This is a genomic window from Pseudomonas sp. TSO6, from assembly GCF_056098905.1.
In genome coordinates, this window is record NZ_JBLZWV010000009.1 from 14,206 (window position 1) to 26,558 (window position 12,353).

Here is a 12,353-nt window from a genome sequence, read left to right on the forward strand (position 1 = left end):
AAGCAGCCCCCGAGGCCATCCCGGACTTTTAGAAGAAGCCCAACGGGTTGATGTCGTAGCTCACCAGCAGGTTCTTGGTCTGCTGATAGTGATCCAGCATCATCTTGTGGGTCTCACGGCCGACGCCGGACTTCTTGTACCCGCCAAACGCCGCATGCGCCGGGTACAGGTGGTAGCAGTTGGTCCACACACGCCCGGCCTTGATCCCGCGGCCCATGCGGTAGGCACGGTTGATGTCACGGGTCCACACGCCGGCACCCAGGCCGAACTCGGTGTCGTTGGCAATCGCCAGTGCTTCGGCTTCGTCCTTGAAGGTGGTGACGCTGACCACCGGGCCAAAGATTTCTTCCTGGAACACGCGCATCTTGTTGTTGCCCTTGAGCAGGGTCGGCTGGATGTAGTAACCGGTGGCCAGCGAGCCTTCCAGTTTCTCGACCTTGCCGCCGGTCAGCAGCTCGGCGCCTTCTTCCTGGGCGATCTGCAGGTAGGAGAGAATCTTCTCGAACTGCTGCTGCGAAGCCTGGGCGCCGACCATGGTGTCGGTGTCCAGCGGGTCGCCGCGCTTGATCTGCAGCACCTTCTTCATCACCACTTCCATGAACTGCGGGTAGATCGACTCCTGTACCAGGGCACGCGACGGGCAGGTGCACACCTCGCCCTGGTTGAAGAACGCCAGCACCATGCCCTCGGCAGCCTTCTCGATGAAGCTTGGCTCGGCCTGCATGATGTCTTCGAAGTACACGTTCGGCGACTTGCCGCCCAGCTCGACGGTGGACGGGATGATGTTTTCGGCCGCGCATTTCATGATGTGCGAGCCCACCGGGGTAGACCCGGTGAAGGCGATCTTGGCGATACGCTTGCTGGTGGCCAGGGCTTCACCGGCTTCGCGGCCGTAGCCTTGCACCACGTTGAGTACGCCAGGTGGCAGCAGGTCGCCGATCACTTCCAGCAGCACGGTGATGCCCAGTGGTGTCTGCTCGGCAGGCTTGAGCACCACGCAGTTACCGGCGGCCAGCGCAGGCGCCAGCTTCCAGGCCGCCATCAGGATCGGGAAGTTCCACGGAATGATCTGCCCGACGACGCCCAGCGGCTCGTGGATGTGATAAGCCACGGTGCCTTCATTGATCTCGGCAGCGCCGCCCTCCTGGGCGCGGATGCAGCCGGCGAAGTAGCGGAAGTGATCGACGGCCAGCGGAATGTCGGCGTTGAGGGTTTCGCGGACAGGTTTGCCGTTGTCCCAGGTTTCGGTGATGGCCAGCAGTTCAAGGTTCTGCTCGATGCGGTCGGCAATCTTCAACAGCACGTTGGAGCGGTCCTGCACTGAAGTGCGGCCCCAGGCGTCGGCAGCGGCATGGGCAGCGTCGAGCGCTTTATCGATGTCTTCGGCAGTGGAACGGGGGAATTCGGCGATGAGTTTGCCATTCACCGGGGACGTATTCTCGAAGTACTGCCCCTTGACCGGAGCTACGAACTCGCCACCGATGTAGTTGCCGTAGCGGTTCTTGAAGGAAACCTTCGCGCCGTCGGTACCGGGATGTGCGTAACGCATGGTGTGTCTCCTGGCTGTTATGTTTGTTGAGGAGTTGAGAAGCGTAGAGCAAAGGTTGGGCCAGCGTTGGGCACCCCAGGCAAATCAATGATTTGGGTCAGTTGCCCGGCCCCGGTGAGCGGCCGTTGTGCCAGCGCCGGTACACGCGAGGGTGACACTTTGTGCCATTTGCGACACGTCACGGCAGGCTGCATTGCAAAGCCTTCCCGGGTGGAGGATGCTGATGTGACTCTCTATCTGCAGAGAACTACAACAATGCAGAGCAATCATTTCAGTCGCCATGCCCAGCAAGTCCATACCGTTGCCCATGGTGGCGCCGGGGAGGGCGGCAGTGACCCGTCCATCGCCCGCTCCTGGCTGCGTTGCCTGGAGGACTACCACCTCGACCCTGCTGTGATCGCGGCCCCGGTGGTGCTTGAGCACGGGCGCCTGCTGGAAAGCCGCGAGCGGCTGCGCCAGGTGCTGCAAATTGCCGACCCTGAAATGAACAGCCTGCACCAGCAGCTTTCCGGGGCCGGCCACGCGGTACTGCTGACCGACGCCCGCGGGGTAATCCTCAACTGCGTCAGCGCGCCCACCGAGCGGCGCAGCTTCGAGCGTGCCGGGCTGTGGCTGGGCGCCGACTGGAGCGAAGCGCGCGAGGGCACCAACGGCATCGGCACCTGCCTGGTCGAGCGCCAGGCCCTGACCATCCACCAGAACGAGCACTTTCGTGGCCGCCATACCGGCCTGACCTGTTCGGCGAGCCCGGTGTTCGACCCGCATGGCGAACTGCTGGCGGTGCTTGACGTATCGTCGGCCCGGCCCGATGTTTCGCGCCAGAGCCAGTTCCACACCATGGCGTTGGTCAACCTTTCGGCGAAGATGATCGAAAGCTGCTATTTCCTGCGCCATTTCGAGCAGCAGTGGCTGCTGCGTTTCCACCTGCAGGCCGAGTCGGTCGGCCTGTTCAGTGAAGGGCTGCTGGCCTTCGACGGTGACGGGCGCATCTGCGCGGCCAACCAGAGCGCGCTGAACCTGCTGGGTACCGTGCGCGGTGGCGTGCTGGGCAAACCCATGCAGCGCTTCTTCGCCTGCAGCCACGACGAATTGTTCAACCGCGCCATGCCCGCTGGCAGCACGGTATGGCCGCTACACACCCTGGACGGCCGCCAGGTGTTCGCCAGCCTGCGTGGCCAGGCCCGTACGCCGGTATGGTCGGTGCCCACCGCCTACCGGCAGCCCGTTCGCGAGGTGGAACCGGCCATCTGCCTGCTCGACCCGGCGTTGCAAAACGATTTTCGCCGCTGCGTGCGGGTGTTCGAGCGTGACGTACCGTTGTTGCTGCGCGGCGAAACCGGTTGTGGCAAGGAGGCGTTCGCCCAGGCCGTGCACCAGGCCAGCGAGCGGCGCGGCAAGCCGTTTGTCGCCATCAACTGCGCCTCGATCCCGGAGAGCCTGATTGAAAGCGAGCTGTTCGGTTACCGCGGTGGCAGCTTTACCGGCGCACGCAAGGAAGGCATGCGCGGCAAGCTGTTGCAGGCTGACGGCGGGACTTTGCTACTGGACGAGATAGGCGACATGCCGCTGGCCCTGCAAACCCGCCTGCTGCGGGTGCTGGAAGAGCGCCAGGTGGTGCCGATCGGGGGTGAACCGCAGGCGGTTGACGTGCGCATTGTCAGTGCTACCCACCGCGACCTGCTGGAGCGGGTGGAGCAGGGCAGTTTCCGCGAGGACCTGTATTACCGCCTGAATGGCCTGGAGGTGGCGTTGCCGGCGGTGCGCGATCGCAGTGACAAGGCGCAGTTGCTGGACTTCCTGCTGCGTCAGGAGGCGCAGGGGCATCCGGTCGAGCTGGAGCCCAGTGCGCGCCAGGCGCTGCTGGACTTCACCTGGCCGGGGAACGTGCGGCAGATGCGCAATGTGCTGCGTACATTGGTAGCGCTTTGCGAAGATGCCCGAATCATGTTCTCGGATCTCCCCGCCGTCGTCCGCGAGGGCTTTGCCCTCGATCGCCGGCAAGCCAGCTCCCACCCCGATCACACTGGCTTCAAGCCATTTGTAAATCCAAGGGGATCCGGCTTGCCGGCGACAGGGCCAGAACAGGCGCTAGAAGGCAGTTGCACCTCCAGGGTAACCAGGGCTTTCGAAGCTGACGCTGCGCCTGTGGGAGCTGGCTTGCCGGCGATTGGGCCGGCAGCGTTGAAAGAGGCCGAGCGCCATGCGCTGCTGGCGACCCTGGAGGCAAAACACTGGCACCTGACCCGCGTCGCCGAGCACTTGGGCATCAGCCGCAATACCTTGTATCGAAAACTGCGCAAACACGGCATCACCAGGGCTGACTGAGCGAAACAGCGGGTGCGATTTGTCGCGCCCTGGGCTACCCTGCCTCGATGTTTTGCGAGGTCGACCATGCATATTCACATTCTCGGTATTTGCGGCACTTTCATGGGTTCGCTGGCGGTGCTGGCCAAGGAACTTGGCCACCGCGTCACCGGCTCGGACGCCAACGTCTATCCCCCGATGAGCACCCAGCTCGAAGCCCAGGGCATCGAGTTGACCCAAGGCTATGACCCAGCCCAGCTGGACCCGGCGCCAGACCTTGTGGTCATCGGCAATGCCATGTCGCGTGGCAACCCGGCGGTGGAGTACGTGCTGAACAAGGGCCTGCCTTATGTGTCCGGCCCGCAATGGCTGGCTGACCATGTGCTGCAAGGCCGCTGGGTACTGGCCGTTGCCGGCACCCATGGCAAGACCACCACCAGCAGCATGCTGGCCTGGGTGCTGGAACATGCCGGCATGAGCCCGGGCTTCCTGATTGGCGGTGTGCCGCAGAATTTCTCGGTGTCGGCGCGCCTGGGCGACACGCCGTTCTTCGTGGTCGAAGCCGACGAGTACGACAGCGCCTTCTTCGACAAGCGCTCTAAGTTTGTCCACTACCACCCACGTACCGCGATCCTCAACAACCTTGAGTTCGATCATGCGGACATCTTCCCTGACCTGGCCTCGATCGAGCGGCAGTTCCACCACCTGGTGCGCACCATCCCCGGCGAAGGCCTGGTCATTCACCCCACCACCGAGCAAGCGCTGGAGCGGGTGATCGGCATGGGCTGCTGGACCCCGGTGCAGACGACCGGCGAAGGTGGCCAGTGGCAGGCGCGCCTGCTCAGCCCCGACGGCTCGCGTTTCGAAGTGCTGTTCGAGGGCGAGGCGCAGGGCGTGGTGGACTGGGCACTGACAGGCCAGCACAACGTCGCCAACGCCCTGGCTACCTTGGCAGCGGCCCGCCATGTTGGCGTGGTGCCGGCCATGGGTATCGAAGGCCTGAGCGCCTTCAAGAGCGTCAAGCGGCGCATGGAGAAGGTTGCCGAAGTACAGGGCGTGACCATCTACGATGACTTCGCCCACCACCCGACCGCCATCGCCACTACCCTCGACGGCCTGCGCAAGCGCGTAGGCGAGGCGCCGGTGATTGCCGTTATCGAGCCACGCTCCAATTCGATGAAGCTCGGCGCCCACCGTGACGGTTTGCCGGAAAGCGTCAACGACGCCGACCAGGTGATCTGGTACGCCCCGGCCAACCTCGGCTGGGACCTGGCTGCCACTGCGGCGAAGTGCAAGGTACCGAGCGTGGTAGCCGACAGCCTCGACGCGATCATCGAGCGGGTCAAAGGCCAGGTACGCCCGGGCACCCATGTGGTGATCATGAGCAACGGCGGCTTTGGCGGCCTGCACGGCAAGTTGGCCGAGGCCCTGAAGTGAGCGGGCCGGAACGCATCACCCTGGCCATGACGGGCGCCTCGGGCGCCCAGTATGGCCTGCGCCTGCTCGATTGCCTGGTGCGCGAGGACCGTGAGGTGCATTTCCTGATCTCCAAGGCCGCGCAACTGGTGATGGCCACCGAGACCGACGTGGTGCTGCCGGCCAAGCCCCAGGCGATGCAGGCATTCCTCACCGAATACACCGGCGCCGCCGATGGGCAGATCCGTGTGTACGGCAAGGAAGACTGGATGTCGCCGGTAGCCTCCGGCTCCGGCGCCCCGGCGGCGATGGTGGTGGTGCCCTGTTCCACCGGCACCCTCTCGGCGATTGCCACGGGTGCTTGCAACAACCTGATCGAACGCGCTGCCGACGTTACCCTCAAGGAGCGGCGCCAGCTGATCCTGGTACCGCGCGAAGCGCCGTTCTCCACCATCCACCTGGAGAACATGCTCAAGCTGTCGCAAATGGGCGCGGTGATCCTGCCGGCGGCGCCCGGCTTCTATCACCAGCCGCAGACCATCGACGACCTGGTCGACTTTGTCGTGGCGCGCATTCTCAACCTGCTGGCCATTCCCCAGGACATGTTGCCGCGTTGGGGCGAGCACCACTTCGGGGTGGATGATTGAAGCGAGCGCTGTTGGGTGTGGCGGCGCTGGTGATGCTGGGTGGCTGCGCCACGGTGCGCACGCTGGATGCTGCAAAACCAGGGGCGCCGGTGGTGTATGCCGGTACCCGGCTGGATTTGTACGTGATCAATGGCGGGTGCTGCCCACGCGATCATTACGGGGCTGATGCACCGGCCTATCCAGGCCTGGACCTCCCCGGCAGCATGTTGCTGGATACCCTGTTGTTGCCGTTGTCATTGCTGACTGCGGCCGGTGTCGGCTTCCAGGCCACCGGCGGCCTGTGATGGCCATTTCGCGGGCTAGCCCGCTCCCACAGGATTGTGTGGTCCTCAGTTGATCACAGTACCTGTGGGAGCGGGCGTGCCCGCGAAGAGGCCCTTTCAGGAAAAGCTTATATCTTGCCCAACTTGCGAAGCTCATCCGACTCCACAATCCGCACCCCGTCTTCTTCCTCCAGCGCCAACCGCCACAAGGCCCGAGCCAAGGTACACGCCTCAATCCCCCGGTACTTGCCAGGTATCAACCTGGAAAACGGCGAAACCAGTTGTTCTGCCAGCCGTGGCTCGATCCGCTCTCCCAGCAGCAACGACGGCCGCACGATGGTCAGTTGCGGCCAGTCCTGGGCCTTGAGCGCCTCTTCCATCTCGCCCTTGACCCGGTTGTAGAAAATCGACGATTTCGGGTCGGCCCCCAGCGCACTGACTACCAGCAGATGCCGCGCGCCCATCTCCCGGGCACGCTTGCTGAATGCCACTACCATGTCCAGGTCCACTGCGCGGAAGGCCGATTCGGAGCCGGCCTGCTTCAGTGTGGTGCCCAGGCAGCAGTAAGCGATATCGACCCGCCCGGCCAGCTGTGGAAGGAATACCGCCGGGTCGCCCACCGGGTTTTCCAGGTGCGGGTGCTCGGCCAGCGGCCGGCGGGTAGGCGCCAGTACGCGGGTGATGGTGGGTTCGTTGAGCAGGCGGTCCAGCAGGTGTTCACCGGTCAGGCCGGTAGCACCGGCAAGCAGGACATGCTGAGGCGTCAAATACATGATGTCTCTCCCTTGTTACACACAAGTCTAGTGGCTGCCAGGTGTTTTTGCCTGTGCCCCCACCTTGGCCTGTGCGGCGTTACGCAATGCTTCTTCGGCCTGTTGCCGGCGCAGGTGCTGCCAGTGTTCCAGTACTGCTGGCGGTGCCCACAGCTGCGGCTCCGAGGCCTCGAAGCCTTCCCTTTGTTCTCTTTCGGCAACGCTGGAGCGTGCCAGTTCAAACGCCTGTTTCAGGTCGTCGGTCTGGTTCAGTGCTTCTGCGAACAACGCATCGCCAAAGTAGGTGAAGTCGGCTTCTTCCGAGCACCCGAAGGATACGCGGTCGGCCCGGGCGGCGGTCATGATCACCGTGCGATCGTCCTTGAGCGGGGCGATGTAGCCCCCTGAATAGCAAGCCGAGATGACGATTACCTTGTCGCGGTCCTTCAATGGCGCCAGGGCAGTGGCCAGTTCGTCGGCAGAAAGGTCGGCCAGTTGCAGGCGCGGCTGGTCGAGCACCAACTGATGGTCCTGGCTGCCATGGCTGGTGAGGTAGATGAACACCAGGTCTTCGGGGCCGCTGCGTTCGGCCAGGGTACTGGCGGCGCGGGTGAGGTTCTCGCGGGTGGCCATGGGGCGGGTGGCCATGTGGTCACGGTGGTTGACCAGGGTCACCTGGCCGCGGGCGCCAAAGCGCACCTTGAGCATGTTGCTGACGTAGTCGGCTTCGCGCAGGAAAACGCTTTGCTGGCCATCGCCGGCCACCACCAGGCTGTACAGCTGGATGGGCGGCGCTGAGCGCGGTACCCGGGCCAGCGCCTCTTCAAGCAGCCGGCCCTGGTTGAGCAGGGCCAGATCCAGTGGGTCGGGCAGCAGCTTGCCTTTCTGGTCGCGTACGCGCACACCGTTGGCCCAGGTGCCACCTTCGACCTGGCCGCTTGGCAAGGTCAGCTGGCCATGGCCATGGTAGGCATCGTTCAGGAAACCGCCGACGTAGATGCTGCCGTCGGCCAGTTGCAGGCTGCCCCGGCCCGACAGGCGCCAGTCGACGAATTCGCCCTTGTAGTGGCTGCCGTCACTGCCCAGCAGTTCGCCTTCACCCATCAGCGCGCCGTCCTTGAATTCGCCGATCCATACATCGCCATCGGCGTTTTCGTAGCGGCCCCGGCCTTCCAGGCGATTGTCCTTGAACTCACCGATGTACTGCTCGCCGTCGACGCTGTCGTACGTGCCGCTACCTTGCAGCTGGCCGTTGACGAAGCGGCCACTGAACTGGTTGCCGCTGGCATCGCTGCGCACCCCGGCGCCGTTGGGCTTGCCCTTGGCGAACAGGCCCTGGTAGCGGCTGCCGTCGGCCAGTTCCAGCTCGCCTGCGCCATCGTACAGGTCGTCCTTGAACTGGCCGCGGTAGGTCTGGTCGGCTTGCTTGAGCGTGCCTTCGCCGTCGCGGCGGCCGTGCTTGAAGGTGCCGCCATAGTGGCTGCCCGGCGTGGTCAGGTCGCCCAGCCCCTGGAACAGCCCCTCGGCGAACTGGCCACGGTACACCTCGCCGTTCTGGCCATGCCATTCGCCCTGGCCATGCCACTGGCCGTCCTTGAAGCCGCCGGCGTACCAGCTGCCGTTGGGGTAGTCGATACGGCCCTCGCCCTGCAGCAGGCCATCAACCACCTGCCCCCGGTAACGCCCCCCGTCGGGCAGGCGTGCGTCCGGCGCAAGCAGCGATTCGCCATCGCCACAGGCGGCGAGCAGCAGGACCAGGGTAATGGGGAGCAGTGGACGCATGGCGAGGACCGGGCAATAGGTCTGCCGAGTATGACGCAGAATAAGGGGCCGAGACAGATAGGGCATAAGCAGATGAGACAACAGGCCGGTGCGGCGAGATGGCTGCGAGGTGCATGTCGGGGGATCGAGGGTGGGCAGACAGGCGCATGCCTTGGGTTGTTCATCGCCTGTGAGATCGAGCGCCGCCCGCGCGGCGCATCGCCGGCAAGCCAGCTCCCACATTTGTTTCGGGCCAGTCTCTCCTGTGCCTTTGGCGCGCGCACCCTTGGGTGCATGACTGGAAATTGCTGAAGGCCAGCGGCGCAACCTTCGATTCTGAAAGGAACAAACAAGGCGGACAGCGGTGACTTCACAGGAGCGACTGGCCCGAAACAGATGTGGGAGCTGGCTTGCCGGCGATGCGCCGCGCGGGCGGCGCTCGATATTACAGGCGCTGAAAAAAACGAGGCATGCACATCTATGTCTCAACGCCACCCCAAGTCATGCACCTCCCCCCTTCAATGCCCCCGCAAAAACTCCACCATCCTGCGGTTCACCTCTTCAGCCGCCTCCATCTGCACCATATGCCCAGCCTCGGGCAGCACCAGTACTTCTGCCTCCAGGCCTTTGGCATGGCTGGCCGGGATGATCGCGTCCTTGCCGCCCCACACCACCAGTGCCGGATGCTGCCCCAGCACCCCGCGCAGGTCGTGGCGCTGGCGGTCGGCGTCGGCAATGGCTGATGCCAGCTGGCGCAAGGCGTCATCAACACCTTCCAGGCGCTTGAACTTGAGCATGTCCTCCAGCATTTGCCGGGTGACCAGCGCCGGGTCGGCGAACAGTTGCACCATCTGCGGTTTGAGGGCGTTGCGGTTGGCGGCGGCGACGAAGCCTTGCAGGTACTGCCCGTTGATCGTTTCGCCCAGGCCGGCACTGGCGACCAGGCTGAGGCTGGCCACCCGCTGCGGCGCCAGGCGTGCCACGTTGAGGCTTACCGCGCCGCCCATGGAATGGCCCGCCAGGTGGGCCTTGGCGATGTCCAGGTGGTCGAGCAGGGCCAGCACGGTTTCGCTCAGTTCATCAAGGTCGCCCCGCTGCAGGGCCTTGGCCGACTCGCCGTGCCCCGGCAGGTCGAGGGCGATCACCCGGCGTTCAGCGGCCAATGCCGGGTGGTTGAACAGCCAGTTGTTGAGGTCGCCGCCAAAACCGTGCACCAGCACCAGCGGCGTGCCGCCTTCCCCCAGCTCGAACCAGCGCAGCAGGCGGCCGCCAACCTCTGCCTTCTGTGGGGCCGGCCCCTGGGCCTGATCGGCGCCCCCCTCGGCGACGAACTCGGCCTGGAAGCGCTGCACCAGCGCATCGATTTCGGCTTCTTCGGCTTCGCCTTCCACCACCACGGCCAGCAACGCGCCCACTGGCAGGGTTTCATCCGGCTTGGCCACCTGGCGGCGCAACACGCCACTGAACGGGGCTTCGACGCTGCTGCTGATCTTGTCGGTCTCGACGTCCAGCACCTCGTCACCCTTGTTGATTTCGTCACCTTCCTGCTTGAGCCAGGTATCCACCCGGCCTTCGGTCATCGACAGGCCCCACTTGGGCATGGTCAGGGTATGGATCTGGCTCATGCGGCACTCCTTGCGGCTTCGATCACCTTGCGCACGGCTGCTTCGATCTTCGCCGCGTCAGGGATGTACAGGTCTTCCAGAGCGTCGGAGAACGGCACCGGGGTGTGCGGTGCAGTGACCATCTCGATCGGGCCCTTGAGTGCGCCGAAGGCCTTCTGCGCCACCAGCGCGCTGATGTCGGTGGCCATCGAGCAGCGCGGGTTGGCTTCGTCGATCACCACCAGGCGACCGGTTTTTTCCACACTTTCAAGAATGCTGTCTTCGTCCAGCGGGCTGGTGGTGCGCAGGTCCAGCACTTCGCAGTCGATGCCCTGGCGGGCCAGGTTGTTGGCGGCTTCAAGTGCTACATGGACCATGCGGCCATAGGTGACCAGGGTCACATCGTCGCCATCACGCAGGAAGTTGGCCTCACCGAACGGCACGGTGTACACCTCTTCCGGCACCTCGCCCTGCATGCTGTACAGCAGCTTGTGCTCACAGAAGATCACCGGGTCGTTGTCGCGGATCGCCTGTATCAGCAAGCCCTTGGCATCGTAAGGGGAAGAAGGGCACACCACCTTCAGGCCGGGGATGTGCGTCCACAGCGAGGTGAGCATCTGCGAGTGCTGGGCGGCCGCACGCAGGCCGGCGCCGTACATGGTGCGCATCACCAGCGGGGTGACCGCCTTGCCGCCGAACATGTAGCGGAATTTGGCGGCCTGGTTGAGGATCTGGTCCAGGCAGCAGCCGGCGAAGTCCACGAACATCAGTTCGCACACCGGGCGCAGGCCCTGGGTGGCGGCACCGACGGCAGCGCCGACGTAGCCGATTTCCGACAATGGAGCGTCCAGCACCCGGCCGGGGAACTGGTGATACAGGCCCTTGGTCACGCCCAGCACGCCACCCCAGGCGTCCTCCTCGCCGGGTGCACCGGCACCGCCGGCGACGTCTTCACCAATGATGAACACCGTGCTGTCGCGGCGCATTTCCTGGGCCAGGGCTTCGTTGATGGCCTGCTGGTAGCTGATTTTTCTTGCCATGGTGGTTCTCCTGTTGTTCTTGTAATCCGCGGCTCAGGGGTAGCTGACGTAGACGTCGGTGAGCAGGTCGGTGGGTTGTGGCTTGGGATCGGACTTGGCGCGGCGCACGGCGTCTTCGATCAGGTCCTCGATGCGCGCGTCGATGGCGTCCAGTTGCTCGGCAGTGAGCAGGCCGGCGCGGGTGGTCTTGTTGCGGAACTGCATCAGGCAGTCGCGGGATTCGCGCAGGTTCTTCACTTCATCCGGCGCGCGGTAGGTTTGCGCATCGCCTTCGAAGTGCCCGTAGTAGCGGCTGAGCTTGACCTCGATCAGTGACGGCCCTTGCCCGGCACGGGCGCGCTCGATGGCGGCGCCGGCGGCCTCGTACACGGCAAAGAAGTCGAAGCCGTCGATGGTCACGCCCGGCATGCCGAAGCCGGCTGCGCGGTCGGCAATGTGGTCGCAGGCGACGGACCAGTTGGAGGCTGTGGCCTCGGCGTAGCCGTTGTTCTCGGCCACGAAGATGCACGGCAGGTTCATGATCGACGCCATGTTCATGGCCTCGAACACGGCGCCTTCGTTGGAAGCGCCATCGCCGAAGAACGCCACCGACACGTCATCACGGCCCTTGAGTTTGGCCGCCAATGCCGCCCCGGCCACCAGCGGTGCACCGGCCCCGACGATGCCGTTGGCGCCGAGCATGCCTTTTTCCAGGTCGGCAATGTGCATCGAGCCGCCTTTGCCGCCGCACACGCCGGTTTTCTTGCCATAGATCTCGGCCATCATGCCGTACACATCCACCCCCTTGGCGATGCAGTGGCCATGGCCGCGGTGGGTCGAGGCGATGCAGTCGCTGTCGCGCAGGTGGGCCATTACCCCGGCGGCTGAGGCTTCTTCGCCGGCATACAGGTGGACGAAGCCGGGGATCTCGCCAGTGGCGAATTCCACGTGCAGGCGTTCTTCGAAGGCGCGGATGGTGCGCATCACTTCATAGGCATGCAGCAGTTGTTCGGTACTGAGTTGATTGGACATCTTGTT

At 64.5% G+C, this 12,353-nt stretch carries 10 protein-coding genes; 4 read left to right on the top strand and 6 right to left on the bottom strand.

Translation table 11 applies throughout. From position 1 onward, the window contains the following. Positions 1-28: 28 nt before the first annotated feature. Positions 29-1,549: an acetaldehyde dehydrogenase ExaC gene (gene exaC / locus ACN6NG_RS02735; RefSeq protein ID WP_016497842.1), complete on the bottom strand. Its 1,521-nt coding sequence runs from the start codon at positions 1,547-1,549 to the stop codon at positions 29-31. 255 nt (positions 1,550-1,804) lie between these two features. On the opposite strand from exaC, the gene ACN6NG_RS02740 reads away from it, so the two are divergent. From ACN6NG_RS02740 to ACN6NG_RS02755, 4 genes are all read left to right on the top strand, one after another. Continuing rightward, positions 1,805-3,874: a sigma-54-dependent Fis family transcriptional regulator gene (locus ACN6NG_RS02740; protein WP_474312882.1), complete on the top strand. Its 2,070-nt coding sequence runs from the start codon at positions 1,805-1,807 to the stop codon at positions 3,872-3,874. A gap of 66 nt (positions 3,875-3,940) precedes the next feature. Then, a complete protein-coding gene (gene mpl / locus ACN6NG_RS02745; protein ID WP_353456914.1) occupies positions 3,941-5,290 on the top strand; it encodes a UDP-N-acetylmuramate:L-alanyl-gamma-D-glutamyl-meso-diaminopimelate ligase in 1,350 nt (449 codons plus the stop codon). Beyond that, complete coding sequence (ubiX, locus tag ACN6NG_RS02750; RefSeq protein ID WP_019472370.1) at positions 5,287-5,916, top strand: flavin prenyltransferase UbiX; 630 nt, start codon at positions 5,287-5,289, stop codon at positions 5,914-5,916. Before mpl ends, ubiX begins: the two co-directional genes overlap by 4 nt. After that, complete coding sequence (locus ACN6NG_RS02755; protein WP_019472371.1) at positions 5,913-6,200, top strand: YceK/YidQ family lipoprotein; 288 nt, start codon at positions 5,913-5,915, stop codon at positions 6,198-6,200. Before ubiX ends, ACN6NG_RS02755 begins: the two co-directional genes overlap by 4 nt. Before the next feature lie 107 nt (positions 6,201-6,307). On the opposite strand, the gene ACN6NG_RS02760 is transcribed toward ACN6NG_RS02755, so the two are convergent. The 5 genes from ACN6NG_RS02760 to ACN6NG_RS02780 form a co-directional block, all read right to left on the bottom strand. Then, positions 6,308-6,952 carry an oxidoreductase gene (locus ACN6NG_RS02760; RefSeq protein ID WP_016497847.1) on the bottom strand — a complete coding sequence of 215 codons (645 nt, stop codon included), beginning with the start codon at positions 6,950-6,952 and terminating at the stop codon, positions 6,308-6,310. 27 nt (positions 6,953-6,979) lie between these two features. Next, positions 6,980-8,713 (bottom strand): C13 family peptidase, encoded by a 1,734-nt coding sequence (locus tag ACN6NG_RS02765; RefSeq protein WP_474312883.1) that lies wholly within the window; start codon positions 8,711-8,713, stop codon positions 6,980-6,982. A gap of 497 nt (positions 8,714-9,210) precedes the next feature. Beyond that, positions 9,211-10,317, bottom strand: coding sequence for an acetoin dehydrogenase dihydrolipoyllysine-residue acetyltransferase subunit (locus ACN6NG_RS02770; RefSeq protein ID WP_474312884.1), 1,107 nt, complete (start codon positions 10,315-10,317; stop codon positions 9,211-9,213). Beyond that, on the bottom strand, positions 10,314-11,336 hold the full coding sequence (locus tag ACN6NG_RS02775; RefSeq protein WP_016497851.1) for an alpha-ketoacid dehydrogenase subunit beta: 1,023 nt from the start codon (positions 11,334-11,336) through the stop codon (positions 10,314-10,316). Before ACN6NG_RS02775 ends, ACN6NG_RS02770 begins: the two co-directional genes overlap by 4 nt. A 33-nt stretch (positions 11,337-11,369) precedes the next feature. Further along, the gene (locus ACN6NG_RS02780; protein WP_063424076.1) at positions 11,370-12,347 is read right to left on the bottom strand and encodes a thiamine pyrophosphate-dependent dehydrogenase E1 component subunit alpha; all 978 of its coding nucleotides are present in this window, start codon (positions 12,345-12,347) and stop codon (positions 11,370-11,372) included. Positions 12,348-12,353: the final 6 nt, after the last annotated feature.

What these genes read in the sequence shown, in the direction of transcription:
- exaC (WP_016497842.1), bottom strand. Translation starts at nt 1,549, where the DNA reads ATGCGTTACGCACATCCCGGTACCGACGGCGCGAAGGTTTCCTTCAAG.
- ACN6NG_RS02740 (WP_474312882.1), top strand. Translation starts at nt 1,805, where the DNA reads ATGCAGAGCAATCATTTCAGTCGCCATGCCCAGCAAGTCCATACCGTT.
- mpl (WP_353456914.1), top strand. Translation starts at nt 3,941, where the DNA reads ATGCATATTCACATTCTCGGTATTTGCGGCACTTTCATGGGTTCGCTG.
- ACN6NG_RS02760 (WP_016497847.1), bottom strand. Translation starts at nt 6,952, where the DNA reads ATGTATTTGACGCCTCAGCATGTCCTGCTTGCCGGTGCTACCGGCCTG.
- ACN6NG_RS02765 (WP_474312883.1), bottom strand. Translation starts at nt 8,713, where the DNA reads ATGCGTCCACTGCTCCCCATTACCCTGGTCCTGCTGCTCGCCGCCTGT.
- ACN6NG_RS02770 (WP_474312884.1), bottom strand. Translation starts at nt 10,317, where the DNA reads ATGAGCCAGATCCATACCCTGACCATGCCCAAGTGGGGCCTGTCGATG.
- ACN6NG_RS02775 (WP_016497851.1), bottom strand. Translation starts at nt 11,336, where the DNA reads ATGGCAAGAAAAATCAGCTACCAGCAGGCCATCAACGAAGCCCTGGCC.
- ACN6NG_RS02780 (WP_063424076.1), bottom strand. Translation starts at nt 12,347, where the DNA reads ATGTCCAATCAACTCAGTACCGAACAACTGCTGCATGCCTATGAAGTG.